This is a genomic window from Bacillus sp. SIMBA_026, from assembly GCF_046535335.1.
Classification (GTDB): Bacteria; Bacillota; Bacilli; order Bacillales; family Bacillaceae; genus Bacillus; species Bacillus velezensis.
Map to the genome: position 1 here is coordinate 1 of NZ_JAWRWX010000117.1, position 277 is coordinate 277.

Here is a 277-nt window from a genome sequence, read left to right on the forward strand (position 1 = left end):
CTTGCGCTTGCTTTGACTGTCCTCGCTCTCCAGAAATTGTTCGTAAATGGCCGATAGTGTTTCAGTCTGAAGACTGCTCAGATCAAAGTAGAAGAAACTGAGCTGGATCGCGTCATCGGTCAGCGTGTCTCCGAGCTTGATGCAATCTCGCAGTAGCTGAATATCAGCATTCCCAAATGCATGCCGCTCTTCCTTCGCCGCTGGAAAAATCGTGCCGTTGAGCAGTTCATCTAACGCATCGAAAACACGCCATACTTTCGTGGCGGTCAGGCACGGA

1 protein-coding gene is annotated in these 277 nt (G+C 50.5%); it reads right to left on the reverse strand.

What is annotated here, in order from left to right; genetic code table 11:
* On the reverse strand, window positions 1-277 hold a 277-nt coding region (locus SB847_RS20895), incomplete at both ends, for a hypothetical protein (protein ID WP_410578508.1).